Here is a 19,811-nt window from a genome sequence, read left to right on the forward strand (position 1 = left end):
GTGAACTGCCATGAAGATAACGGACATCGAAACCTTCATTGTCGGCACGCCGGACGGCGCGCCGGGCGGGCGCTATTTCCTGTTCGTCAAGCTGACGACGGATGGCGGCGTGACCGGCTGGGGCGAGGCCTATGGCGCGAGTTTCGGGCCGAAGGTGATGGCGGCGGCGATCGAAGACGTCGCGGCGAGGCATCTCGCCGGGCACGATCCGCACAATGTCGAGGCGTTCTTCCGGCGCTGTTATTCGTCGGGCTTCACGCAGCGGCCGGATCTGTCGATGATGGGCTGCTATTCGGCGCTGGAAATGGCCTGCTGGGACATTATCGGCAAGGAGGCCGGCAAGCCGGTGCACGCGCTGATCGGCGGCCGCGTGCACGAGGCTTTGCGCTCCTACACCTATCTCTATCCGGCGACCGGCTCGATTTATCCCGACGAGACGAGCGGGCGCACGGTCTATAACGACCCGGACCTAGCGGCGGAGAATGCTCTCCACTGGGTGGAACAGGGCTTCACGGCGGTGAAATTCGATCCGGCCGGTCCCTATACGATATACGATCCGCACCAGCCGCTCCTGACCGACATCGAGCGGTCGGCGGCGATGATGAAGGCGGTGCGCGCGGCGGTCGGCACGCGCGCCGACATATTGTTCGGGACGCACGGCCAGTTCACGCCGTCGGGCGCGGCGCGGATGGCGAAGGCGATCGAGCCCTATGATCCCTTATGGTTCGAGGAGCCGGTGCCGCCGGACATGCCGGAGGCGATGGCGGAGTTCGCGCGCAAGACCTCGATTCCCGTGGCGACCGGCGAGCGGCTGACGACGAAATACGAGTTCGCGCGGCTGCTGGCGCTGGGCGCGGCGCAGATCGTCCAGCCGGATCTCGGCCGTTCCGGCGGGATCCTGGAGGGCAAGAAGATCGCGGCGATTGCCGAGGTGCATCACTCGCTGGTCGCGCCGCATTGCTATTGCGGGCCGGTCGCCGCGGCGGCGAATATCCAGCTGGCGGCGTCATGTCCGAATTTCCTGATCCTGGAAGCGATCAAGGACTGGGGCGGGTTCCACGCCGATTTGCTGAAGGTCCCGCTCACGCTCGAGAACGGCTACACGGTGATACCGGAAACGCCGGGGCTCGGCATCGAGATCGACGAGGCGGTGGCGCGCGCCAACCCCTATGACGGACCGCATCTGCATCTCGGTATGGCGGAGAAGCCGGTGCAGTCCTGAAGGAGAGCGATATGCCCGAGTCCATCAACCTCGCCGAGAAGCTCGCGATGTTTTCCGAGCACTGGTCGCCGAAGATCGTCGGCAGTTTCAATGGCCACGATCTTCTGGTGGTGAAGCTGAAGGGCGAATTCGTCTGGCATTCGCATCCCGACACAGACGATTTCTTCCACGTGCTGAAGGGCAGGCTGAAAATCGAGATGCGCGACGGCGACGTGGAGCTCTGGCCGGGCGAGATCTATGTCGTGCCGAAGGGCGTGGAACACCGGCCAGTGGCGGAAGAGGAAGTCGAACTGCTGCTGATCGAGCCGGCGGGAACGCCGAATACCGGCGATCCGGAAACGGCGGCAAAAAAGACGGCGATCTGACTGGAAAACGGCCGGACCTGGGGTCCGGCCGCGGGCATGCGAAGCGCTGGCGCTTATTCGGCGATCATGACTTCCGTGATCTCGCCGGACGCGTCGTCGGTGATGATGTCGACGGTGTCGCCGGGCGCGATCGAGGAGATGTCGACGCCGTCGGCGACGGGCACGGTGCTGCCGTCATCCAGCGTGACGGTGCGGTTTTCGTCGTCCACTTCGGCGACGACGCCCTGAAACTGGGCAGCGAATACGGATACGGTTGCAACGAAGATCGCTGCGAAGGCGATGAGAAGCTTTCTCATTTTGTCGGTTTTTCCATGAAATACACCCGGGCTCAGGAGGCCCGCCGTTTCCGGTGAGCGCTGCCGGGCGCATCACCTCTAGCACGAAGAAATCCGTTTTCAACTGGATTCTTTGTTTAAAAACAGTAGCTTGAAAAAGACGCGAAAACGCCGCAAATCCGCCGCGACCGGCGCTCGGACACGAAAAAGGGATGACGGGCCCGGAGCCGGGCGCCGCCATCCCCTCGATGCGTGGCGTAAAGCCTACATCGTTTCCTTTTCGACCGCGGTCACATTGGTCGTGCCGTCGTCATAGGTGACCTGGATCTTGTCGCCGGCGGCGATCGCTTCCAGGTCGACATTGTCGGCGACAACCCAGTTGGACCCGTCTTCGAGCGTGATGGTGCGCGTTTCCGTGTCGACATTGGCGACGACGCCCTGGGCGACTGCCGCGAGCGAGGCGACGACGGAACCGACGAGCATTGCACCGGCGAGCGTGGCGGTAACGAGTTTCTTCATGGTCAGGGTCCTTTCCCGTTTTTTCTGTTTGCTGCCAGCGACGCTTCCGGCTGGTAGGGAGCGGGGCGTGGAATACGCCGCCGGCAACGGGGCGAATAAGGCCGCGGCGACGGCGGAATTCAAATCACGTTGCGTGTAGAAACCGAAATGAAAACAATGACATAATCCTGCCATCCGGCCCAGTTTCCGACACAGTTTTGACGCCGGGCCCGGCCGGACGGGCGATCGCGCGCCGGCAAATGTGGCAGGGCGCGGGCGGGCGGGCTCGCGGCGTTGCCCGGAGCGATCACGTCGAACTTCGCGGCGGTGCGATTTGATCGCTGTCACAGTCGGTGATGAGCCTGTCAGGCCGGTGCGGCGATCCGCGCGGGCAGGTCGGTGCGCGGCGGTGCGCCCCAGGCGCGGGCATATTCGCGGCTGAACTGGGTCGGGCTTTCGTAGCCGACGTGATAGGCCGCGGCGGAGACGGAGATTTCACCGGAGGCGATCAGGCGCCTTGCCTCCATCAGCCGCAGCTGCTTCTGGAACTGCAGCGGCGTCGTGCCGGTGATCGTCTTGAAATGGTCGTGGAATGCCGAACTGCTCATCGCCGCGGCTCTGGCGAGATCCTCGACGCGCAGCCGGGCCGTGAAGTCGCGCCGGATGATGCCGATGGAACGCGCGATCCGCGCGGCGCGACTGTCGGCGCGGCAGAGTTCGCGCAGCATGCCGCCGTGATCGGCCATCAGCATCCAGAAGTGGATCTCGCGCAGGATCAACGGCGCCAGCATCGCGGCCGCGGCGGGCTTGTTCGCAACGCTAAAGAGGCGGTCCATGGAGTCGACCAGCGCCTTGTCGGCCTCCGCGGCGGAGATCGCGTTCGCCTCTCGCGCCTCGACGCCGGCGAGGTCCACCTCGCCCGCCACCTCGCGCAGCAGCGCCATGTCGATGGGCAGGGAAAAGGTCAGGTAGGGCTTTTCGCGCGATGCCTCGACGACGCGGGAGATGGTCGGCAGGTCGACCGAGACGATCAGGGACTTGCCTTTCGAGAGAAGGGTCTCGCTGCGGCCAACCGAGACCTGCTTGGCACCCTGCAGGACGAGGCAGATCACAGGCTGGTAATGGGCCGGGCGGATCGGGGTCGGGGCGAGGCTGCGCCAGACGGCGAGCCCGCCGGCGCCGCATTCCACCGGTTCGTCGCGGATGCCGCGCGCCTCGGCGAAGGCGGCGACGCGGGCGATGAAGTCGTCGTCGATCATGGCGTCATTCTCCGAAATCACTGCCGGCGGTGATGCCTGCCGGCGGGCGCGGGCTCAACCCTTCGCCAGTCTCCTATCTGGGTATCCTGGAGGATCAGGCAAGTTCCGCGGACGAAATGGCAGGCGCGCGGGGGCGCGGGCGACTAGCTCCGGGCTATCCAACACAGGAGACCGGACATGACCACAGATACCAAAATCACCCTGATCACCGGCGGCAGCCGCGGGCTCGGCCGCAACACGGCGGTCCACCTCGCCGGCAAGGGAATCGACAGCGTCCTGACCTACCAGTCGAACCGCGAGGCGGCCGAGGCGGCCGTCCGCGAGGTCGAGGCCGCCGGCGGCAAGGCGGTGGCGCTCCAGCTCGACACATCCGACGTCCCGGCCTTTGCCGCCTTCGTCGAAAAGCTGATCGCGACGTTGAAGGACAATTGGGGCCGCGAGACCCTCCACTTCCTCGTCAACAATGCGGGGATCGGGCTGCACAAGCCGTTCGCCGAGACGAGCGAGGCGGAATTCGACGCGCTGATGAACGTCCATGTGAAGGGCGTCTATTTCCTGACGCAGGCGCTGCTGCCGGTGATCGAGGACGGCGGCCGGATCGTCAATTTGTCGTCGGGGCTCGCCCGCTTCCACCTGCCGGGCTCGTCGGCCTACGGCACGATGAAGGGCGCGGTCGAAACGATGACGCGCTACATGGCGCGCGAACTCGGTTCCCGCGGCATTGCGGTCAACGTGGTGGCTCCGGGCGCGATCGAGACCGACTTCAATGGCGGCATGGTGCGCGACAATGCGGAGATGAACAAGATGGTCGCCTCGATGACGGCGATGGGCCGGGCCGGCCTGCCGGACGATATCGGCGGCGCGATCTCCAGCCTGCTCGCCGGAGAGAACGGCTGGATGACCGGACAGCGCATCGAGGTCTCGGGCGGAATGTTCCTCTGACCCCGGAGAAAGATGCGGGCGGCCTGCGGCGTCAGGCCGTCCGTCTTTCGCGCATCATCGGCACGAGTTCGACGGCGAGCATGGCGCAGAAGATCAGGGCGCAGCCGGCAAGGCCGGTCGCGCCGATGCGGTCGCCGAGAAGAAGCGCGCCGAAAAAGGCGGCGAACAGCGCCTCCGACGACATGAAGATGGCCGCCTGCGGCGCGGTGGTGTGGCGCTGCGCGATGGCCTGGATGGTGAAGGCGACGCCGCCGGAAAACACGCCGGCAAACAGGATTTCGCTGGCCGCGCCGGTGACCATGTGCCAACCGACAGGTTCGACGAGCGGCGCGAGCGAAAGGCCGACGAGGCCGCAGACGATAAACTGCGAGAAGGCCAGTTGCAGCGGACGGGCATCGGCGATGAACCGGCCGAGAAACTGGACATGGCAGGCCCAGATCGCGGCGCACAGGATCGTCCACCAGTCACCGGCGGTCAGGCCGGTCAGCGTTCCGCCGGACAGCAGGAAGATGCCGGCGAGCGACAACAGGGCGGCTGGCCAGATCACCGGGTGGGGCCAGACGCGCCAGAGCACGATGCCGACGACCGGGGTGATGACGACATAAAGGCCGGTCAGGAAGCCGGAATTGGTGACGCTGGTGGTCAGAAGGCCGATCTGCTGGGTCGCCAGCGACGCGAAGAGAAGCGATCCGAGCAGGGTGAAGCGTTTCCATTGCGCCGGCGTCGGCGCGAGCGGGGCCCGGGCATTGCGGGCTTCCCACAGGGCGAAGGGCAGGACGGCGAGCGCCGCCGCCAGGAAGCGCAGGCCGGTGAAGAAGACCGGGCCGATCGAGGCCATGGCGGTCGACTGGGCGACGAAACCGCCGCCCCAGATTGCGCCGGTTGTCAACAGCAGGAGATTGGCGGAGGCGCGGTTCATCGGGCGGTTTCCGGGGCGGTTTACGAGATCGGCCGGCCTCGATCGCGGATGGCAGATCTACCAAGACGGCGTTTATCGGTTGGTAAGCCAAAGACTGCTATCCAATCGGGAATGTTGATGCAATCGGCAACGCGAATATCGGCAGGATTGCTGACCGGCGTGCTCACGCTGCTCATCGCGGCCGTGTTCGTTCTGATGGCCGTTACCGCACATCGTCAGATCGTCACCGCCTTCAACCGCCAGACGGTGGCGGGTCTCGCGCAAAGCGCGCTGACGCGGGCCGAGATCGCGACCGACTACGCCGTCATCAAGCTCGGCGAACTCGGGGAAGCCGGCCATACCGACTGCGACGCAGAGGCGGTGGCGGCGCTTAACAACGCTGTTTTCCAGTCGGGCTCGATCAAGGATATCCTGACGGCGCATGACGGTGTCATCTGCTCGGTGGCGATGAACAACGAGACGCTGACACGCAATTATCGCGATCCGGTAGACAGTATGCCCGCGCGCGATCCGAAGATCGTCCTCAATCCCGTGAGGATGCGGACTTCATCCGCCGTCGCGGTGACGTTGAAATTCGACGAGACAGCGCTGGCAACCGCTCTGGTCAACACGGAGTCGCTCGTCTTCGACATCCTGCCGGCGGCGTTCCGCGACAGCGGCGCGATCAAGCTGTCGCTGACCAACGGGCGCACGATCGGCAGTTTCGAAGGCCCGCAATGGGAAATCGGCGGCGATGCCGAGATGTTCGAAGTCAAGTCGACGCGCTATCCGCTTGTCGTGCGGATTCACGTTCCGGCCCGGCTGATGCACGAGCTGAACATGGAACGCAATCCCGCCACCGAAGCGAGCGTCGTGGCGCTGGCGCTCCTCATTGCCTATCTCGTGGCGCGCGGTCTCGTGTCGCGGCCGAACTCGGCGAATCACATCCGGCAAGCGCTGAGACGCGGCGAAATCGTTCCGTATTTCCAGCCCGCCTATGATGTCGCGAGCGGCGAAATGACCGGCTTCGAGGTGCTGGCGCGCTGGCCCGGCAGGGACGGCATGAAAATGTCACCGGCGGCGTTCGTGCCGCTGATCGAAGCGAACGGATGGTCGGGCGACCTGCTGGAACTGATGATCGCCAAGACGGCGCAGTCGATGCGCAGCGTCACCGAGACCGCGCCGCATGTGAAATTCGCCTTCAATGCGTCTCCGGCGCAATTCAGCGAATCCGGATTTCCGGCCTGGCTCGACGACGTTCTGAAACGGGCTGATCTCGATCCCGGCCGGGTGGTGATCGAGATCACCGAGCGCGAGGAAATCTGCTGCGTGGACAAGGCGCGCCGTTCGATCGAAGCACTGAGGGCATTGGGAATCGAGGTCGCTATCGACGATGCCGGGACGGGGCATAACGGGCTTGCGTCGATCCAGCGGCTGGGCGCGGCGATCCTCAAGATCGACAAATTGTTCATCGACGGCATCGCGCAGGATCCGCGCGCGCGGGCGCTGGTGCAGATGCTGGTCGACGTGGCGCGCGAATTCGGCATGAAAACCGTGGCAGAAGGCGTCGAGAGCGAGAAAGAACTGGCAGCGCTGCACCAGCTCGGCGTCAACGAGGTGCAGGGTTTCTTCCTGTGCAAGCCGCTCGACGCCGACAACGCGATCCTCGAACTGGCGCATCACCAGGCGGTTCTGGCGCGCGGGCGGATGCGCGAAGCCGGCGGGACCGCCGAAGCCGGGACGCAACCCGCAAAATGCGCGTAGAAGAGCAGCCGTTTTGGCTTCCTTGCTTGCCGGGCCTGCTATAGGTTCACCGCGACGGATCAACAGGGAATGAAAACGCCGATGCGATGTCTTCAGCGGGGAAACATGCGGTTCGACCTGATGCGAGCCGCGGCGGTCCTCTTGCTGATCGCGGGCCTTCTTCCGGCCACGGCGGCGGAGGCGCGCCAGTTCAAGCGCATTCGCGATGTCAGCGTCGACTGCTCGGACGCGCTGATCTGCGACGTGTCCACCTATAACGCACAGTCGGAGCTCTACACGGTGATCTTCCGGCGCCGCTCGAGCCGCGATGCGCCGCTGGAACTGGTGCTCGGCGTGCGCGAGACGCTTGCCGCCGGATCCGAGGTGGTGATGCAGGTCGACGGACGGGAAATCCTGCGCCTGCCGGTGTCGGAGTTGTCCTACCGGGCCGCGGTCTACGAATATACCTTCAAGGGCGAGGCCGAGATCGCGGCGCTGGTCGACGCGGCCCGGAGCGGGCAGGAGCTGCGGGTCTCGTTTCGCGCGCGCGGTGCCGATACGGTGTCGACCTTCTCGCTGGCGGGTTTCGTCGCCGGGCTGACCTTCATGGACGAGCAGCAAGGGCGCGTCGGCCGGGAGGACGCATTGCAGGCGGACGGCGGCGCGCCGGCGGCCGGGGGCGAGACGGTGCGGGAAATCACGTCGTTTGCGGCGATTCCGTTCCAGATCCGCAACGAATTCGCCGACAGGCCGTCAGCGGCCTGTGGCGGCCTCGCGGAAGAGCGGTTCGCCGGTCTTGGCGGGTTCGAGGCCAATACGGGCAACGAGACATTCCTGATCGGACTGCCCTGCGGGGCGGGTGATGCCGACAACCAGCCCTATGCATTCTGGGAGCGGACGGGATCGCGGTTCCGCAGCGTGCCGCTGCCGGTGATGACCGGGGACGGTCCATCGACGGCGGAAGAGGCGTGGAACATCGCCTGGGACCAGGACAGCCTGCAGCTTACCGGCTATTTCGAGGGGCGCGGAAACGGCGATTGCGGCGAATACAATCGCTGGGCATGGCGCGAGGTCTCCGGGCGGTATGCCTTCGTGCTGGTCGAGGCGCGGGTCAATGGCGAGTGCGACGGGGATGCTGCCGGCGGGCCGGACACCTGGCCGCTCGTCTGGCCGCCGGAGGGACAGCCCTAGCCGTTCATCTTTAAATGGAAGCAGTTTGATGGAATGGATTTTTCGTTCCGGCAAGGAGAACACCGCAGCGCGATATGAATATCGCGCGAGGATTTCGACGCTGACGGGGCGGAAAAGCCATCCAAGCCGGCAAGGCTTTGGAACTTCGTTCCAAACTGCAATCGTGTGAACTTGGTCTTTCCAGTCATGGACGGCGTCGCGCGAAGCTAGCGGTGCTTGCACCGCGTCGCCTCACGCTCCTTGCCAGGCCACGAAATCCCGGCGTTCAAACGATTCCATTTAAAGATAAACGGCTAGCCGCTGGCAAGCGCGGCGGTTATCTTCTCCAACCGGGCGCGGTTGACGCCCATGTCGCCGCGGCCGATCTGCGCGCGGGCATAGGCGACGAGACCGGTGCGCCCGCCGGGCAGCGGCACGGCCTCGAACGAATTGGTGTCGGGAAAACGCATCAGCGGCGTCCGCGTCACGTAACGCGCCTTCGCGGGATCCGAGCCGTCGTCGACGCGGCGGTAGATCGCGCCGGATTTACGCATTGCATCGTCGATGCGCGCGATCAGCTCCGCCGGCGTCGCATCGTATTCCGGCAGAGTAGCGTCCACTTCCGCCGATCCGCACAGGCCGGGCGTGCACAGGAGCGCATCGTTCGGGGACGGTGAGCGGACGGGATCCGCCCGATCGAACTGGCCGAGATCGGGATTGCCGAAAATGTACGTCCAGGTTTCGGCGCGGCCATAGGCGACAAAGACCAGAACCGCGGCCAGAAGAGCCGCGGCGATGGCGAGCGCAATCGTCAGCATGAGTTTTACCACTTCAGTTGCGGATGATGCGGACGATCGACCCGGGATCGTCGTCGGTGAGAAGATAGATCGAGCCGTCGGGGGCGACGGAGACGTCGCGGATCCGGCCGAACTTGCCTTTCAGCATGCGTTCCTCGGCGACGATCGCGCCGGCTTCGTCGCGGTCCAGGCGGGCGAGCAGCTGGTATTTCAGCGCGCCGACGAGGAGATCGCCGTCCCATTCGGGAAACATCGCGCCGCGATAGACGGCGAGACCGGACGGGGCGATCGACGGATCCCAGTAATATTCGGGCTGTTCGTAGCCGGGCGCGCGGGTGCCGGACCCGATCTGCGCGCCGGAATAATGGCGTCCGTAGGAGATTTCCGGCCAGCCGTAATTCAGGCCGGCCTGCGGGCGGTTGATCTCGTCGCCGCCGCGCGCACCGTGTTCAACGGTCCAAAAGATACCCGTCTCCGCATCGAGATCCGCGCCCTGGATGTTGCGATGGCCCTTTGACCAGATTTCCGGCGCGGCCTTCGTATCGCCGGCGAAGGGATTGTCGGCGGGGGCGGAACCGTCGCGGTTGATACGGATCACCGAACCGGCGTGATCGCCGAAATCCTGGGCGCGGGCGGAATCGCCGCGGTCGCCGGTGGTGACGAAGACGGTGCCGTCGGGCGCGAAGGCGATACGCGAGCCGAAATGGTGCGTGGTGTCCGACTTGCGGTTCATCGAAAAGACCGTCTCCACTTCGGAAAGACGCGGCCTGGCCGTGTCCCAGTCCCGGAGGACCGCTTTCGCCAGCGCGGTGCCGGCGCCGCCGGGGCCCGGCTCGGAGAATGTGAAGAAGACCTCGCCGGTCTTCCCGAAATCGGGCGCGAGCGCGACATCGAGCAGGCCGCCCTGTCCGGCGACTGCGATTTCGGGGAGGCCGGAAACCGGTTCCGACAGGACGTCGTCGCGCACGACGCGCATCGCGCCTTCGCGCTCGGTGACGAGGATCGACCCGTCGGGCAGGAAATCCATGCCCCACGGGTGGGCGAGACCGGTGGCGACGACCGACGCGGCGATGTCCGCCTTTTCGGTGGTTTCAGTGACGGTTTCGGCGGCGGCCGGGAGGGCGGCCGACGCCAGGACAAAGGCGAGCGGGAGGGCGAAATGTTTCATGACGACCGGTTATCTAGTCGCGAACGCCGGCGCGCCAAGCCCTCCACATCCGGCTTTGTTTTCAGAGGCGGGCGCGCTTGCGCTCGGCTTCGGAAATCTCGCGGGCGAGCGTGCGGAACATGTGGATGCTGACGCCGGCCATGGTGCCGAGCGCGACGGTCATCAGCGCGATCAGCAGGAAGCGGCTGTCGCCGGTCGCCGCCGAACGGGCCGTCGTGCGGACCTGCGCGAACTCATGCGCCGTCGTCGTGGCCGAGGCCGCCGGTTCGAGGAAATGGCGCTCGACCGGGGCGATTGTCGCGGTCTGTGCCGGTTTGGGGTGCGGTCCGGATATTTCGGGCAGCGGCGGAGCCTCTTTTTCCCATGTCATCGGCGCGTATCGCAGCGCATTGGGAAATCCTTCCGCGCGCGCGCTCGAACCGAGGCCGACGATCGCCGCGGCGTTGGCGAGGATCAGCACGGCGATGATGAGCGCCGTCGTCCTCCTGTTGTGGCTGGTCCGCTCGTTTCGGATGCGTCTTGAAGCCGTGAACATTTTTTCCCACTCCGGTCTTGGCCGGCCTCTTCAATCCGGTATTCGGGCACGAATCTGTGCGCATGCTCACAGTCGGTTGCGAATTCGACCTGTTCGCGGAGACAAAGCGGCGCGCAGCGGGAGATTTTGTGGCAATTTGAAGAAGTTTGTTACCGAAACGTTTACGAATTCGCTTGCGCTTCCGGGACAAACGACAACGGCACATGGCCGGGTTCGGCAGCGATTCGCTCCAGCCACGCATCGATCGCCGGAAAGCGGGCCATCTCGAAACCGCCCTTGGCGCCGGCGCTGTGGGTGTAGCCGTAAAGCGAGATGTCGGCGACGGTCAGCCGGTCGCCGGTCAGATACGGCGTCTTTTCGAGCCGGGCTTCCATGACGCCGAGCGCGCGGTGGCCGCTTTCGAGCAGCGGATCGAGACGGTCGGGCGTGCGCAGATGGGCGCGCTGCGGATAGGTCAGGATCGCGGCGCGCACGGCGACGGAGGTCTCGTGGGCGTTCTGTTCGAAGAACATCCACTGGTGGCACAGCGCCTGTTCGTAAGCGTCGTCCGGCAGGAACCGCGTGCCATGCGCGAGATAGAGCAGGATGGCGTTGGATTCCGACAGGAGGCGGCCGTCTTCGAGGACCAGAAGCGGCACCTTGCCGGCCGGGTTCAGGGCGCGGAATTCGGGTGTTTCGGTCAGCCCGCTGCCGTATTCGGCGTCGACATGGCGGTAGGGGACGCCCAGAAACGCGAGCAGCAGGCGCACCTTGTAGGAGTTGCCGGAACTCGGCATCGAATAGAGCGTGATCATGCCGGAAACCTTCAGCGGGACCGCTTGGCTACCCGGATGGCCGGTTCCTCGGGGAGCGGCTGGTACTGCGCGATCCAGGCGGCGAGATCCAGTCCGGCAAGCCGCGGCGCGGCAAGCACGAAGCCCTGGACCATCTCGGCGCCTGTCGTTTCGGCGACGCCGACTTCCCATAGCGCCTCGAGGCCTTCGAGGATGCAGACAATGCCGTCCTTGCGGAAGCGGGAGATCAGCATCCGCAGCGCGGCGACGCCGGCCTCTGTCGCCATCAGGCGCTTCACCAGCGCGCCGTCGAACTTGACGATGTCGGGCGCCAGCGCAGCGACGCGCTGCAGGCGCGAGGCCTGCGCGCCGAAATCGTCGACGGCGACCCGGTAGCCGCGGGCGCGCAATTCGTAGGCGAAATGCGTCAGCGCTTCGCTGCTGCGGGTTTCCGCCTCGGTGATCTCGCAGACGATGTCGGCGGGCGCGATGCCGGCATCGCGCAATTCGTCGCCGAGGATGCGCAACTGGGTCTCGAAGTCGGCCGGGTCGTCCAGCACGCCGGGATCGAAATTCAGGAACAGGCGGCGCATGTCGGCCGGCAGGTGGCAGGCATTGCGGATATGCAGGCGGCGCAGTTCCGGCTCCAGGGCGCGGAATTCGGCCGGATCGAGCATCGCGAAAAAGGCGTCGGTCAAGACCGGGACGTCGTTGCGGCTCACGCGCAGCAGCGCCTCGCAGGCGACGGGAACGATGCGGCCCTTCTCGAAACGGAAGATCGGCTGGAAGGCGGTCTGCAGGACGAAATCGCCGTGCCGGGCGAAGAACGTCCCGTTATCGCGCCTGCCGATTTCGAAGGGGGGCATGTCGGACAAAGCTGGTGTCTCCTTCGCCTGCCGTGCCCAAAATGCGCGCGAAGCGATGAATTTATAGTTAATCAAGGGTTAGCGCGTTTCCAGCGGGCCTGCAACGCTTGCGCATTTGGCGGTAATGGAGCAGATAGCATCCGCCGTCCGGACAGGGGCGCGCCAACTTTCTCAGGAGACACCGACATGGCTTTCCTCGCCGACATTCTTTCCCGCGTGCAACCCTCCGCCACCATCGCCGTGGCCCAGAAGGCCCGGGAACTGAAAGCCGCGGGCCGCGACGTGATCAGCCTCGGCGCCGGGGAGCCCGATTTCGACACGCCGGACAACATCAAGAAGGCCGCGATCGAGGCGATCAATCGCGGCGAAACGAAGTACACGCCGGTCTCCGGCATCCCGGAATTGCGCAAGGCGATCGCCGCCAAATTCAAGCGCGAGAACGATCTCGACTACGACTGGACGCAGACGATTGTCGCGACCGGCGGCAAGCAGATCCTGTTCAACGCGCTGATGGCGACGCTGAACCCGGGCGACGAGGTGGTCATCCCGGCGCCGTTCTGGGTGTCCTATCCGGAAATGGTGCTGTTGTGCGGCGGCAACCCGGTGCCGGCGCAAACGACGCAGGAAAACGCGTTCAAGCTGACGCCGGACGCGCTGGAAGCGGCGATCACGCCGAAGACCAAGTGGTTCATCTTCAACTCGCCGTCGAACCCGTCGGGCGCTGCCTACAGCCGTGACGAACTGAAGGCGCTGACCGACGTGCTGATGCGCCATCCGCATGTCTGGGTGCTGACCGACGACATGTACGAGCATCTCGTCTATGGCGATTTCGAGTTCGTGACACCGGTGCAGGTCGAGCCGGGCCTGAAGGACCGCACGCTGACGATGAACGGCGTCTCGAAAGCCTATGCGATGACCGGCTGGCGCATCGGCTATGCGGCGGGACCGATCGAGCTGATCAAGGCGATGGACATGATCCAGAGCCAGCAGACCTCGGGCGCCTGCTCGATCGCGCAATGGGCCTCGGTCGAGGCGCTGAACGGGCCGCAGGACTTCATCGGCCGCAACAAGGAAATCTTCCAGCGGCGGCGCGACCTCGTCGTCTCGATGCTGAACCAGGCAAAAGGCATCGAATGCCCGACGCCGGAAGGCGCGTTCTACGTCTATCCGTCCTGCGCGGGGCTGATGGGCAAGACGGCGCCGTCCGGCAAGGTGATGGAAAACGACAAGGATTTCGTCAGCGAGCTGCTGGAAGCGGAAGGCGTCGCCGTGGTGCATGGCGAGCCGTTCGGGCTCGGGCCGAACTTCCGCATCTCCTATGCGACGTCGGAGGAATTGCTGGAGGAAGCCTGCAAGCGCATCCAGCGTTTCTGCGGCAATTGCCGCTGACCGGCCAATGCGATCCGGCGCCCTTCGTGGCGCCGGGACAACAATTTTTACGCGCAATCCCCTTGCGTAAGCACACGAGTGTGGCGCAATTGCACTGGAACTGACCGTTTCTTGCGGGCTATAAGCGCTGCGGGGCAGAACGGAAACACGAGGGTGCGTCGCAGCATGAAACGGATCAACCGATTCCGTCATCTGTCGCGGTTTGCGTTGGCCGCCATTCCGGCCATGGTCGCGCTGCCGGCGCTGGCCGACTCCATCAGCTACCACAATGCCTTCGAACGCCGGGTGAGCGAAACAGGCGACCGCGCTTCGCTGGACAATTTCGTCGTCGAGGCGGCGCGGCGCGGGCAATACGACCAGGCCCTTTCGACGCTGGAGGAGATCATCTTCCGCACGCCGAACGATCTCGGCGCGCGGCTGGCATTGGCGCGCATCTATTACCAGATCGCCGATTACGACACCGCCGCCGCGCATCTCGAACAGGCGCTGCTGACGCCCGGCTGGGAGGATTTCGCGAAGGAAATCGAGGAACTCAAGGCGCGCGTCGAACGCGGCCAGCGCGGCCTCGAGATCCGCATGGCGGTCAGCGCCGGCGGCGCCTACGAGAACACGACGCAAAAGATCGGGCTGTCCGGCCCCAACGACAGCGAGGAACTGACCTCGCCCTACGGTTCGATCGAGGGCGTCATCATCCGCGACCTGCAGACCGCGACGCGCGACGAGATCCGCTTCGGCGGCGCGCTGCTCTACGGGCGCAGTCTCGGCGACCCGGATTTCATCGGCAGCCTGAGCGCGTTCGACGCCAAGGCGGGGCATTTCAACATCACCTTTTCGAAGGGGCTTCCGGACATCATCGACACGCTGCGGCTCGATGTTGGCGGTTACGGCCGGTTCCAGACCTATGGCGGCGGACGGGATCTGCAGGAATATGGCGCGGAAACGGTGGTCTCCGTCCAGCCGACGGTGGAAAGCCAGATCAAGGCGAATCTCGGCTATGGCTGGCTCGGCAATTCGCATGGCCTCTACAGCGACCGCCGGATGCGCGCGGGATTGACGGGAGACCTCCGGATCGCGCCCGGCGTCGCCGTCGGCGCGCATGTCTCCGGCTATTACGATTGGGGCACGACGCCGCGCGCCTTCACCGACGGATCGTTCGACTTCAACGCCCATGGCGTGGAAGTCGGCGCATCGGTTTCGCATTTGCTGCATGTCTTCGCCGACGGGCGCAGCTGGGTGCACGAGGCGGGCGTGCGCTATTCGCGCGAACGCATCCTCGACTACACCTCGGTGACGAGCCTCGGATCGCCCAACGCGGATCTGGCCGACCGGGAAGCATGGGAGATCTTCTGGGACCACACTGTGCAAATTGCCACACATGTCGAACTCGGTTTCGGCGTATCCTACGGCGAGGAAAAGCTGACCGACACGGTCTTTCCCTCGGTCGACCGAAGCGGCGAGACCTGGGGCGCAAGGGCCGGCCTGACCTACAGGTTCAACTGAGGATGTGACGATGCACGCAGCGACGACAATCAGGGGTTTTGCGATCGCCGCGCTGGTGACGGCGGGTGCCGTCCTGCCGCAGGCCGCGCAGGCCGAGGGCGTCGGAACGCTGACGGCCGAAAAGGCGACGATCTCGCGCGGCGGTTCGCGGATGGCGGCGGGCAGCGCGGTTTCGCTCGGCGACCGGCTGGCGAGCAATGCCAGCGGCTCCGGCGTGATCGTCTTCGAGGACGAATCGAGCGCGCGGATGGGCCCGAACGCGGTGCTGACCATCGACGAGTTCGTCTACGATCCGGCGCGCCGCAACGGCAAGATCCGGCTGCGCCAGACCAGCGGCCTCGCACGCATCTATGGCGGCCAGATATCGAAGCGTGGATCGTCGGAAGTGCGCACGCCGCATATCGTTCTCGGCGTGCGCGGCGGCATCGTCGATCTCGCCGTCATCGGCAACCAGTCGATCGCGACGCTGCGCGGCGGGCTGATGGTGTGCAAGGTCGGCAAGAAGAAAAGGACCGTGACCAAGCCCGGCATGTCGTGCATCTCGGACGGGCAGACGCTCGAGATCCGGCATATCGCCAATAATGGCCGCCAGATGGTGACGCCGGCCAACCAGGGCCAGGGCGCGCCCGGAGGCGGCGGCAATTACGGCGGCGCCCATTGCGCCAGCGCGGCGGCCACGGCAATGTGCAACTCGCGCGACGGCGGGCTGCCGCGGCCCGGAACCCACACCGGCAACGGAACAGACATGGGCAATCCGTCGGGTGGATACGACGACTACCCCAAGCGCTAGACATTTCGGCCCGCGGGGCCTGATCGTCCCGTTCGCCGTTCTCGCGGTGCTGCTGTTCGGCGCGCATGTCGCCTTCGACCGCATGTTTGCGGGCCTGCGCGAAAAGACCTACGACACCTATCAGTCCGTCTCCCCGATCGAGCTCGATCTCGACCAGGTCGCGATCGTCGCGATCGACGAGGAAAGCCTGGCGCGTTTCGGACGCTGGCCGTGGCCGCGCGCCGAGATCGGAAAGCTCGTCGACGCGGTGACCTCAAGCGGCGCGGCGGCGGTCGGGCTGGACCTGTTTTTCGCGGAACCGGACTCCGGCGCGGACGGGGCGGCAAGCGATGCCGCCTTCGCCCGGGCGCTTGCCCGCGCGCCCTCGCTACTCGCCATGTCGCTCGATCCCTCGGCGGGGCCGATCGAAATCGGCGAAAAGGCCGGCTGGACGGTCGTCGGGCTCGATCCGGCGGCGGCCGAAGCGGTGCCGGGCGGCATCGCGCCGTTGCCGGACCTGGCCGAGGCGGCCAGCGGGCTCGGGATCGTGCGCACGCTGCCGGACGCCGACGGCGTGATCCGCAAGGTGCCGCTGGTGTGGGCGGAAACGCCGGGCGGCGAGACGCGGCTGTGGCCGGCACTGTCGATGGAACTTCTGCGGGTGGCGCAGGGCGCGCCGAGCTACACGCTCAGGCTCGAAGGCCTGCCGAGCGACGCCGTGCGCGTCGGCGGTGTAACTGTCCCGCTCGGCGGCGACGGGCGCATCCGCATCATCGACACGACCGTGCCGGTGCCGCATGTTTCGGCGACGGGGCTGCTGGACACGGGCCGGGCGGACGGGCTCGACGGCCGGATCGCGATCATCGCGGTCGATGCGGCGGGGATCGACCAGTATCACCTGACGGCGCGCGGCGGGCACCGGCTCGGCGCCGACATCCACGCCATTCTCGCGACCCAGATGCTCGAAGGGCGGTATCTGTTCGAGGCACCGCATGCGCGCGCGATCGAGCGCGGGCTGTTCCTCGGCGGAATCCTGCTTCTGTTCCTGATCCTGACCGGCCTGGCGCGGCGACCGCTGCTGGCGGTCCTGGCCTCGGCGCCGGTGATCGCCGCGCCGCTTGCGGCCGGCGCTTACGCCTATGCATCGCGCGACCTGCTGCTGGACGGGGTGCAGCCGGCGGCGGGACTGCTCGCGATGGGGGCGGCGGGGGGCTACGCGCTTTACCGCGAGGCGGAACGGCGGCGCGTCGTACTGCAGAAACAGTTCTCGCAATTCCTGTCGCCGGAGGTGGTGCGCCACCTCGCCGAGACCGACACGGCCGCCGCGCTGAAAGTGGAAGACCGCGAGATCACCGCGATGCTGGTCGATGTGCGCGGCTTCACGGCGATGAGCGGGGCGCTCGGCGCGGACAAGGCGGTCGAGGTGGTCAACCATTTCCTCGAGATCGCCAATCGCGAAATCTTCGCGCGCGGCGGCACGATCGACAAATATATGGGCGACGCGGTGCTGGCGTTCTGGAACGCGCCGCTGGAGGCGCCGGACCATGCCGACCGCGCCATCGACTGCGCGCGGGCGATCATCGCGGCGCTGAAGGTCGCCAATCCGCAATTGCAGGCGCGGGGCTTGCCGGCGATCGAGGTCGTCGCGGCGATCGAAAGCGGCGTCTGCTCGGTCGGCAACATGGGCACCGAGCGGCGCATCGACTACACGGCGATCGGCCCGGCGATCAACATGACGTCGCGGCTGGAGGCCGAGACCAAGAAGATGGGCCAGGAGATGCTGATCGGTCCGGGCGCGGCGGCGCGCACGCGCTTCGCGCTGACGCCGCTCGGCGAGGTGCATCTGCGCGGCATGGACAAGCCGTGCGCGGTGTTCCGTCCGGCCTGAGTCATAGCCACCGGTCCGGCGTTCCGATAGGCTCGGTTATCGGCGGGAGCCCGGGGGGACAAGGATGAACATGGAAAACGGAAGCTGTCTGTGCGGGGCGATCGGCTACGCAGTTACCAAATCGCCGATGCGGGTGACGTTCTGCCATTGCCGATTCTGCCAAAGGGGAACCGGCGGCGCGTATCTCGTCGAACCGATCTTCGAAAAGGGCGCTTTCGCGGTGACCGCAGGAACACCCAGGACCTATGACCACCGCTCGGAAGGCAGCGGAAAAATCATCCATGTCCATTTCTGCGAGACATGCGGCACGAAGCTCTTCATGACGTTTGAGCGGTTTCCCGACATCGTCGGCGTTTTCGCCGGAACGTTCGACAACCCGAACTGGTTCGAACGCTCGCCAGCCATCTCAAAGCACATCTTTCTCGACATGGCGCAGACCGGCACCGTCATTCCGGCGGGCTTCAACACGTTCCGGGAGCACGCAACGACCAAAGACGGCGCGCCGATCGAACCGATCGCCTATGAATGCCATCACGTGATCGGCGAAACCTGAACGCAGCCCTATCGCAGATACATGGTCGTGCCCTCGACCTTCGAGATCTTCGGCCGGTAGTTCTGCGTGTCGTACATGCCGGCGACATTGACGCGGTGCTCGCCCTTCGTGGAGATGTTGGCGGGCTTGGTCGTGTAGTGGCCGTCGGTCACTGACATCATCAGGCCGGTCTTTCCCTCCTCGATCAGCTGCACGGTCATGGTGCCGAAATTCTTGGCGACGATCAGGTCGACCGCGTCCGGCGGGCCGGAGCGCAGCAGGTAGCCGAGATTCTGGATCATCATGTTGGTGCCGGTGAGGCCCTTCAGCCCGACGCCGATGCGCTCGCCGATGCCACCGAGCTTCTTGTGGCCGTAGGCGTCGGCCTCGCCCTTCTCGATGATGTGCTCGCCGGCTACCATCGCGCCCTCGGAGACGACGCAGACGGCGTAGTTCGACGGGTTGGCGGCGCGGTCCCGCGTCATCAGCTCGGCGAGGCGCTCCATCTCGAAGGGGATCTCGGCGATCAGCGTGCGGTCGGCGTCGGAGAGATAGCCGGCGGACAGCGCCGTCATGCCGCAATTGCGGCCGAACATCTCGACGATCAGGAAGCGCTCGTGCGAACCGGCGGCGGTGCGCAGGCGATGGATCATCTCCACCGAGCGGGTGACGCAAGTGGAAAAGCCGATGCAGTAGTCGGTGCCGAAGACGTCGTTGTCCATGGTCTTGGGAATGCACATGGTCGGCGCGCCGCGCTCGTGCAGTTCGGCGGCATAGGACAGGGTGTCGTCGCCGCCGATGGCGATCAGGACGTCGATCTTCATCGCCTCGATCACGGCGAGCACGTGGTCGGTCGCGTCGACATAACCGGCGTCGGCGTGCGGCGTCTTCTTCTTCACATGGGCCGGCAGGCCGTCGGCCTTCATGCGCGACGGGCGGGTGCGCGAGGAATGCAGGATCGTACCGCCGGAACGGTCGATCGTGCGCGCGAATTGCGGCGTCAGTTCCTGGCGGAAAGCGGCGGTGCCTTCGAGATCGAGCGGATCGGTCGCGACCGGCCCGGCCCAGCCGCGGCGAAAGCCGGTGACGGTCCAGCCATGATGAAAGGCTTCGTTGACGACGGCCTTGATGGCCGAGTTCAGGCCGGGAACATCGCCGCCGCCCGTCAGGATACCCAGATGCATGTCTGCCTCCTCGTTTCGCGAAAGTAATGTTAGAGCAA

General features: G+C 65.7%; 20 protein-coding genes. 10 read left to right on the plus strand and 10 right to left on the minus strand.

Features of this window, described 5'->3' with window-relative positions:
• Nucleotides 1-10: 10 nt before the first annotated feature.
• Nucleotides 11-1,222, plus strand: a complete 1,212-nt coding sequence (locus IG169_RS11965; protein WP_193176444.1) for a mandelate racemase/muconate lactonizing enzyme family protein — start codon at nucleotides 11-13, stop codon at nucleotides 1,220-1,222.
• Between the two features lie 11 nt (nucleotides 1,223-1,233).
• Nucleotides 1,234-1,587, plus strand: a complete 354-nt coding sequence (locus IG169_RS11970) for a cupin domain-containing protein (protein WP_193176445.1) — start codon at nucleotides 1,234-1,236, stop codon at nucleotides 1,585-1,587.
• A 53-nt stretch (nucleotides 1,588-1,640) separates the two neighbouring features.
• Here the strand turns inward: IG169_RS11970 and IG169_RS11975 are convergent, their stop codons facing one another.
• The 3 genes from IG169_RS11975 to IG169_RS11985 all read right to left on the minus strand — a co-directional run bounded on the left by IG169_RS11975 (nucleotide 1,641) and on the right by IG169_RS11985 (nucleotide 3,619).
• Entirely contained in the window at nucleotides 1,641-1,883 is a 243-nt protein-coding gene (locus IG169_RS11975) for a DUF1344 domain-containing protein (RefSeq protein ID WP_193176446.1), read from the minus strand.
• A gap of 243 nt (nucleotides 1,884-2,126) precedes the next feature.
• The gene (locus tag IG169_RS11980; RefSeq protein ID WP_193176447.1) at nucleotides 2,127-2,381 is read right to left on the minus strand and encodes a DUF1344 domain-containing protein; all 255 of its coding nucleotides are present in this window, start codon (nucleotides 2,379-2,381) and stop codon (nucleotides 2,127-2,129) included.
• A gap of 344 nt (nucleotides 2,382-2,725) precedes the next feature.
• Nucleotides 2,726-3,619: an AraC family transcriptional regulator gene (locus tag IG169_RS11985; RefSeq protein ID WP_193176448.1), complete on the minus strand. Its 894-nt coding sequence runs from the start codon at nucleotides 3,617-3,619 to the stop codon at nucleotides 2,726-2,728.
• A gap of 177 nt (nucleotides 3,620-3,796) precedes the next feature.
• Between IG169_RS11985 and IG169_RS11990 the strand changes: the two genes are divergently transcribed.
• Nucleotides 3,797-4,561, plus strand: a complete 765-nt coding sequence (locus IG169_RS11990; protein ID WP_193176449.1) for an SDR family NAD(P)-dependent oxidoreductase — start codon at nucleotides 3,797-3,799, stop codon at nucleotides 4,559-4,561.
• A 31-nt stretch (nucleotides 4,562-4,592) separates the two neighbouring features.
• Here the strand turns inward: IG169_RS11990 and IG169_RS11995 are convergent, their stop codons facing one another.
• A complete protein-coding gene (locus tag IG169_RS11995) occupies nucleotides 4,593-5,480 on the minus strand; it encodes a DMT family transporter (RefSeq protein WP_193176450.1) in 888 nt (295 codons plus the stop codon).
• Nucleotides 5,481-5,597: 117 nt separating this feature from the next.
• Between IG169_RS11995 and IG169_RS12000 the strand changes: the two genes are divergently transcribed.
• Complete coding sequence (locus IG169_RS12000; RefSeq protein WP_193176451.1) at nucleotides 5,598-7,223, plus strand: EAL domain-containing protein; 1,626 nt, start codon at nucleotides 5,598-5,600, stop codon at nucleotides 7,221-7,223.
• A 105-nt stretch (nucleotides 7,224-7,328) separates the two neighbouring features.
• Nucleotides 7,329-8,393 carry a DUF1176 domain-containing protein gene (locus tag IG169_RS12005; RefSeq protein ID WP_193176452.1) on the plus strand — a complete coding sequence of 355 codons (1,065 nt, stop codon included), beginning with the start codon at nucleotides 7,329-7,331 and terminating at the stop codon, nucleotides 8,391-8,393.
• A 293-nt stretch (nucleotides 8,394-8,686) separates the two neighbouring features.
• On the opposite strand, the gene IG169_RS12010 is transcribed toward IG169_RS12005, so the two are convergent.
• The 5 genes from IG169_RS12010 to IG169_RS12030 form a co-directional block, all read right to left on the minus strand.
• Nucleotides 8,687-9,190 carry a DUF1499 domain-containing protein gene (locus tag IG169_RS12010; protein WP_193176453.1) on the minus strand — a complete coding sequence of 168 codons (504 nt, stop codon included), beginning with the start codon at nucleotides 9,188-9,190 and terminating at the stop codon, nucleotides 8,687-8,689.
• Between the two features lie 13 nt (nucleotides 9,191-9,203).
• A complete protein-coding gene (locus IG169_RS12015) occupies nucleotides 9,204-10,337 on the minus strand; it encodes a PQQ-dependent sugar dehydrogenase (RefSeq protein WP_193176454.1) in 1,134 nt (377 codons plus the stop codon).
• 61 nt (nucleotides 10,338-10,398) lie between these two features.
• Entirely contained in the window at nucleotides 10,399-10,872 is a 474-nt protein-coding gene (locus IG169_RS12020; protein ID WP_193176455.1) for a hypothetical protein, read from the minus strand.
• A 161-nt stretch (nucleotides 10,873-11,033) separates the two neighbouring features.
• The gene (locus IG169_RS12025; RefSeq protein WP_193176456.1) at nucleotides 11,034-11,666 is read right to left on the minus strand and encodes a glutathione S-transferase family protein; all 633 of its coding nucleotides are present in this window, start codon (nucleotides 11,664-11,666) and stop codon (nucleotides 11,034-11,036) included.
• 11 nt (nucleotides 11,667-11,677) lie between these two features.
• A complete protein-coding gene (locus IG169_RS12030; protein WP_246717346.1) occupies nucleotides 11,678-12,511 on the minus strand; it encodes an EAL domain-containing protein in 834 nt (277 codons plus the stop codon).
• Between the two features lie 186 nt (nucleotides 12,512-12,697).
• Here IG169_RS12030 and IG169_RS12035 point away from each other — a divergent pair, with 186 nt between their 5' ends.
• From IG169_RS12035 to IG169_RS12055, 5 genes are all read left to right on the plus strand, one after another.
• Nucleotides 12,698-13,900, plus strand: coding sequence for a pyridoxal phosphate-dependent aminotransferase (locus IG169_RS12035; protein ID WP_193176458.1), 1,203 nt, complete (start codon nucleotides 12,698-12,700; stop codon nucleotides 13,898-13,900).
• A gap of 165 nt (nucleotides 13,901-14,065) precedes the next feature.
• On the plus strand, nucleotides 14,066-15,400 hold the full coding sequence (locus IG169_RS12040) for a tetratricopeptide repeat protein (RefSeq protein ID WP_193176459.1): 1,335 nt from the start codon (nucleotides 14,066-14,068) through the stop codon (nucleotides 15,398-15,400).
• Between the two features lie 10 nt (nucleotides 15,401-15,410).
• Nucleotides 15,411-16,190 (plus strand): FecR family protein, encoded by a 780-nt coding sequence (locus tag IG169_RS12045; protein WP_193176460.1) that lies wholly within the window; start codon nucleotides 15,411-15,413, stop codon nucleotides 16,188-16,190.
• Entirely contained in the window at nucleotides 16,162-18,057 is a 1,896-nt protein-coding gene (locus IG169_RS12050; protein ID WP_193176461.1) for a CHASE2 domain-containing protein, read from the plus strand. Before IG169_RS12045 ends, IG169_RS12050 begins: the two co-directional genes overlap by 29 nt.
• Before the next feature lie 64 nt (nucleotides 18,058-18,121).
• Nucleotides 18,122-18,610, plus strand: a complete 489-nt coding sequence (locus IG169_RS12055; protein ID WP_246717338.1) for a GFA family protein — start codon at nucleotides 18,122-18,124, stop codon at nucleotides 18,608-18,610.
• Between the two features lie 8 nt (nucleotides 18,611-18,618).
• On the opposite strand, the gene IG169_RS12060 is transcribed toward IG169_RS12055, so the two are convergent.
• Nucleotides 18,619-19,773: a 6-phosphofructokinase gene (locus IG169_RS12060; RefSeq protein WP_193176462.1), complete on the minus strand. Its 1,155-nt coding sequence runs from the start codon at nucleotides 19,771-19,773 to the stop codon at nucleotides 18,619-18,621.
• Nucleotides 19,774-19,811: the final 38 nt, after the last annotated feature.

Origin of the sequence: Oricola nitratireducens, assembly GCF_014904745.1 — a bacterium.
GTDB lineage: Bacteria > Pseudomonadota > Alphaproteobacteria > Rhizobiales > Rhizobiaceae > Oricola > Oricola nitratireducens.

Excerpts from the sequence above, each read along its gene's own strand:
- IG169_RS11965 (WP_193176444.1), top strand. The coding sequence starts at position 11 with ATGAAGATAACGGACATCGAAACCTTCATTGTCGGCACGCCGGACGGC.
- IG169_RS11970 (WP_193176445.1), top strand. The coding sequence starts at position 1,234 with ATGCCCGAGTCCATCAACCTCGCCGAGAAGCTCGCGATGTTTTCCGAG.
- IG169_RS11975 (WP_193176446.1), bottom strand. The coding sequence starts at position 1,883 with ATGAGAAAGCTTCTCATCGCCTTCGCAGCGATCTTCGTTGCAACCGTA.
- IG169_RS11980 (WP_193176447.1), bottom strand. The coding sequence starts at position 2,381 with ATGAAGAAACTCGTTACCGCCACGCTCGCCGGTGCAATGCTCGTCGGT.
- IG169_RS11985 (WP_193176448.1), bottom strand. The coding sequence starts at position 3,619 with ATGATCGACGACGACTTCATCGCCCGCGTCGCCGCCTTCGCCGAGGCG.
- IG169_RS11990 (WP_193176449.1), top strand. The coding sequence starts at position 3,797 with ATGACCACAGATACCAAAATCACCCTGATCACCGGCGGCAGCCGCGGG.
- IG169_RS11995 (WP_193176450.1), bottom strand. The coding sequence starts at position 5,480 with ATGAACCGCGCCTCCGCCAATCTCCTGCTGTTGACAACCGGCGCAATC.
- IG169_RS12000 (WP_193176451.1), top strand. The coding sequence starts at position 5,598 with ATGCAATCGGCAACGCGAATATCGGCAGGATTGCTGACCGGCGTGCTC.
- IG169_RS12005 (WP_193176452.1), top strand. The coding sequence starts at position 7,329 with ATGCGGTTCGACCTGATGCGAGCCGCGGCGGTCCTCTTGCTGATCGCG.
- IG169_RS12010 (WP_193176453.1), bottom strand. The coding sequence starts at position 9,190 with ATGCTGACGATTGCGCTCGCCATCGCCGCGGCTCTTCTGGCCGCGGTT.
- IG169_RS12015 (WP_193176454.1), bottom strand. The coding sequence starts at position 10,337 with ATGAAACATTTCGCCCTCCCGCTCGCCTTTGTCCTGGCGTCGGCCGCC.
- IG169_RS12020 (WP_193176455.1), bottom strand. The coding sequence starts at position 10,872 with ATGTTCACGGCTTCAAGACGCATCCGAAACGAGCGGACCAGCCACAAC.
- IG169_RS12025 (WP_193176456.1), bottom strand. The coding sequence starts at position 11,666 with ATGATCACGCTCTATTCGATGCCGAGTTCCGGCAACTCCTACAAGGTG.
- IG169_RS12030 (WP_246717346.1), bottom strand. The coding sequence starts at position 12,511 with ATGCCCCCCTTCGAAATCGGCAGGCGCGATAACGGGACGTTCTTCGCC.
- IG169_RS12035 (WP_193176458.1), top strand. The coding sequence starts at position 12,698 with ATGGCTTTCCTCGCCGACATTCTTTCCCGCGTGCAACCCTCCGCCACC.
- IG169_RS12040 (WP_193176459.1), top strand. The coding sequence starts at position 14,066 with ATGAAACGGATCAACCGATTCCGTCATCTGTCGCGGTTTGCGTTGGCC.
- IG169_RS12045 (WP_193176460.1), top strand. The coding sequence starts at position 15,411 with ATGCACGCAGCGACGACAATCAGGGGTTTTGCGATCGCCGCGCTGGTG.
- IG169_RS12055 (WP_246717338.1), top strand. The coding sequence starts at position 18,122 with ATGAACATGGAAAACGGAAGCTGTCTGTGCGGGGCGATCGGCTACGCA.
- IG169_RS12060 (WP_193176462.1), bottom strand. The coding sequence starts at position 19,773 with ATGCATCTGGGTATCCTGACGGGCGGCGGCGATGTTCCCGGCCTGAAC.